Below are 3,692 nucleotides of genomic sequence, written 5' to 3'. Positions count from 1 at the left end.
AAAGGGTATTTGCCAACCCCCGCCCCATGCCCCGACTATCCATGAAAAACGGGCCAAAGCTTAGCTTCGACCCGTGTTCGACTCCATCCTAAATGATGGAAGTCACGGCAAAACCGGCAGCCTTTCCAAAGCCTGGACCAACTCCACCTCGCTCAGACACCAATCGCTGCCCTTATCCATGACCTTGCCTAAGGAAAGCTGAAAATGCTTACCCTTGGCCGTCATGTAGAACTCTTTGCCCAATACATATAAGGAGAGTGGCAACAGCAAAGCGTTGATCACCTTGCCCGAACGCTGACAAGGAACGAACAAGGCGATATGCCCTGCCAGCCAAACTTGCTCAGGCGGCAGCGTCGGATCGATCAATCTCACATCGGTTGGCCGCAACGAAGCCGCCACGGGTCTTCGGCTCAGGGTTTCAACTCCCAGATAGATCTGATCCGCAGAGTTCCGCTTCACTCGACGCACCACGCCCAGGCTCCAACCATCCACCGACTTCTCGCGAAAGCCAATCAGCGCACCCAAGCCCACCCATTCATTCCCCATCGCGCCAAGGGTAACGCCAAGCCCGGTTTGGCTGACATTATCTACCTCCCAACGCGAAAACTCCTCTTTGGCCGGCGGAGAAACGGCCTCCCCAGCCGAGGCGAGCCCAGGGATGGGAGCCCCCTTGTCCCGCTTCCTCGTGGTAACGAAGCCGTAAATACGGATATTGGCAGCGTCATCGAAGTTGCCCTCTTCCAGCGAGCCCGTTTGCTTGGCCTCGTCCACACTCCGAATCAAACGGTGCAACACAGGCAGGCGATACGCCACTTCTATGCTCTGGCCGGAAACAGGCACTCGTTCAGCTCTCTCGAAACGCATTTGCTGGGGAGACCACTCACGCATCAAAGCGCGCAGGGTATTGGCGTCGATACCCGGTTCCATCATTCTTTTGATTTCGGGCGGCACTCTGCCAGCATCCAGCACAATGCTCCAGCCGTGCAGAATCTCGACCAAGTCCGTCGTACCCCAATAGCGGGCGGCCTCATCCACCAAACCGCCTGTCACTCTCGCCGCGGGATGAGGTCCTTTTAAAGAGACCGCAAAACTCGAATATTCCGCGCATGCACGCGTCAAAGACATGCGGTTACTCAAAACCTGCAGCAGTTGATAGGCAAAATGCAACTGTCTGACGCTAAGATTGCCCCCGGTCAACACAGCGAGCATATGCAAGATGAGAAATTGATCCTGAACCGTGGTCGCCGGCTGGCCATCTCCGAATAAAAACACCGGCACGGAATCGCAACCATGGTGCTCTGCAAACCAATAGAGTTGGTTTACTCCCAGCCAAAAAGCCTCCTCCGGATTAAAGCTCCGGATCCAGTGCCAGCGCGCATGCTCGCCAAGATAGAACATCATTCGCGCCAGCACGATGGGCAATAGGGTCAGCACTTTGGCACCCTCAACCGAGTCGGCGTCGACAGTCAGCACATGCTGATAGCAATCTATAAAGCATTTTCCGTACGCCAGTATCTGGCTTCTGAGCTGCGTTTCCAGCGCTTTGGGCATGCGCGTATTCAGCAAGTATTGCGCGCAGAGGTTTTCATGTAGCGATTCCGTCTCTTGGTTGAGCGCTAGCAGCGCTTCGACGCGATCCACTGAAATATTGTGCCAATCCAACTCCAATGGCGACAGCAATGCCACCACGCGCTCATGCGCGGCCGCACCGTGCTCCTTCTTCAAAGCCGCCACAAACTCCCTGGCCGCTTCCGCGCTAGCCAAAGGATCGGAGCGACCTTTAGCCCCTCTTGAAAAAAAATCCAGCATAGCCGCCCACTCTCAAGACAATGTCAGCACATTTCAATCACTACACGAAACAGCTTGAACGCTACATCCATTTATAGCAAGCCTCAAGCTGGACCGCTGGCCGTCAGATAAAGAAAAAGCGCCCATGACAGGCGCTTTTGAAATTCATTGCAAACCTGCTGTTTGCTTAGATAGCCAGAGCTTCCAGCGCTTTGCCGCTGGAGATCCACTCTTGTACCCACACCGGCTTGCGGCCGCGACCGGTCCAGGTCAGTTCCGGGCTAACCGGGTGACGGTACTTGGCTTCCACCGGCTTGCGCACGCCGCCGGTTTTGCCCAGTACTTCTTCAACGCTCAGGCCGTAAGCGCGAGCAAGCTCAATGATTTGTTTCTTGGCTTTGGACTTTTCTTCGCTTTCGCGGCGCTTGATTTCAGCTTCGACATCGGCGCGCAGAGCCACCAGCTGGGTAAAATCCAATTTCGACAGTTCCATTAGCATGTTCCCAAATATATTGTAAGAGTAGTGGTGCATTACAGATGATAATGTAGCCAAGCCTTTCTACTCAAGTCAAGGAAACAAAACAGAAATTATCAATTAATTCTCAAGCCCCTCATTCAAGGAATAGGGCAGGTCCAGTTGCTGAAGCCTTATTGTATAGGCCTCGTCAGCATAAATACCCTCTTCCCAAGCTTGAAATTGAACAACTGCCAAACCTTCATATTGTTCCGGAGCCACTTGGCAAACCGCCGACAACATGCCAATCGACTGACCCGCTACAGATGGGCTATAGAGTTTAGCGCCGATGGCAAGCGGCTGTTTAAATGCTACTTTGAACAAACGACGCTTCAATTTTCCCAAATACTGCGATCTGGCGACGATTTCCTGCCCCGGGTAGCAGCCTTTCTTAAAGCTCACCCCTCCAATCAACTCCATATTCGCCATTTGCGGCACAAATTGCTCCTGAGTCGCCAGATGGACCCAAGGAATACCCGCGTCGATATCCCGCCATTCCCAAACACCGGAAGAAATCAGGCTGGCGTCGTCCGTCAGCTTTTCCCCCACCCACTCTGCGCCTGCCTCGTCCACAACCAGCACCCAACCTGTCCCGGGCAAGCCTATCAACAGGCCCGGCTCAACCCGAACCATCTCTCGCGGCCCCGGTGTTGACGCCAATGCGGACTCGATCGTCAGCGCCGCCAAGGCCGCCTTGCCCGCAAGGCCTATCAAAGTCAGGTTATCCGCAATCGATACCTTCACCTTGGAGCGCAGCACAAACATGCTCAAGCGCTTGGCCACGTAATCGGCCAAATCCGCAGATACCGCCAAGTAATAAGTTCCATCGCAACGCCAAACCAAAAAACTGGCCAGCATCCTTCCTTTGGCCGTAGAGTAACTGCTGTACTGAGCGCGGCTTTCATCCGACAACTCACGCACATCGCTAGAAAGCTGCCCTTGTAAAAAGGCCTCTGCGTCCTCTCCCGCCACCTGGATGATTTTGTGCTTATCCAAAATCGATATTGCGACGCCGGCGCGCAATGAGTCCAACTGCCGCAGATGAACATTCATTTCCACCGCATCTTTATTTGCCCGCTGCGCGCGCGCATCCAGCGTGAGCTTCCCGTCCAGATTCATTTAACCCACCTCAAAAACGCGGCTATTCCCGCATGGTCAACAAACGAAATTTTAACGCGCCGCAGCCCCCCTTCGCCAGCGATGAATTGCCGGCTCATGCCCCGCCTTCGCGCCGCTTGGCGGGCCCAAGCGATTTTCAGCCGCGCAAGTGTTGACAGCCCGACAGGCTGAAGCTATAGTTCGCCCTCACTCAAATCCCTGATAGCTCAGTTGGTAGAGCGACGGACTGTTAATCCGCAGGTCGCAGGTTCGAGCCCTGCTCGGGGAGCCA

3 protein-coding genes and 1 tRNA gene are annotated in these 3,692 nt (G+C 54.6%); 1 reads left to right on the top strand and 3 read right to left on the bottom strand.

Annotated elements, in window-relative coordinates:
* Positions 1–102: 102 nt before the first annotated feature.
* From BR71_RS19670 to ygfZ, 3 genes are all read right to left on the bottom strand, one after another.
* The gene (locus tag BR71_RS19670; protein ID WP_043641465.1) at positions 103–1,809 is read right to left on the bottom strand and encodes a hypothetical protein; all 1,707 of its coding nucleotides are present in this window, start codon (positions 1,807–1,809) and stop codon (positions 103–105) included.
* Positions 1,810–1,975: 166 nt separating this feature from the next.
* Positions 1,976–2,281, bottom strand: a complete 306-nt coding sequence (locus BR71_RS19665; protein WP_019103433.1) for an H-NS histone family protein — start codon at positions 2,279–2,281, stop codon at positions 1,976–1,978.
* 102 nt (positions 2,282–2,383) lie between these two features.
* Positions 2,384–3,421: a CAF17-like 4Fe-4S cluster assembly/insertion protein YgfZ gene (ygfZ, locus tag BR71_RS19660; protein WP_052370894.1), complete on the bottom strand. Its 1,038-nt coding sequence runs from the start codon at positions 3,419–3,421 to the stop codon at positions 2,384–2,386.
* A 195-nt stretch (positions 3,422–3,616) separates the two neighbouring features.
* On the opposite strand from ygfZ, the gene BR71_RS19655 reads away from it, so the two are divergent.
* A tRNA-Asn gene (locus tag BR71_RS19655) sits at positions 3,617–3,692 on the top strand.

The sequence above is a fragment of the Chromobacterium haemolyticum DSM 19808 genome, from assembly GCF_000711885.1.
Taxonomy (GTDB): domain Bacteria; phylum Pseudomonadota; class Gammaproteobacteria; order Burkholderiales; family Chromobacteriaceae; genus Chromobacterium; species Chromobacterium haemolyticum.
This window is presented reverse-complemented; position numbering and strand designations above follow the sequence as displayed.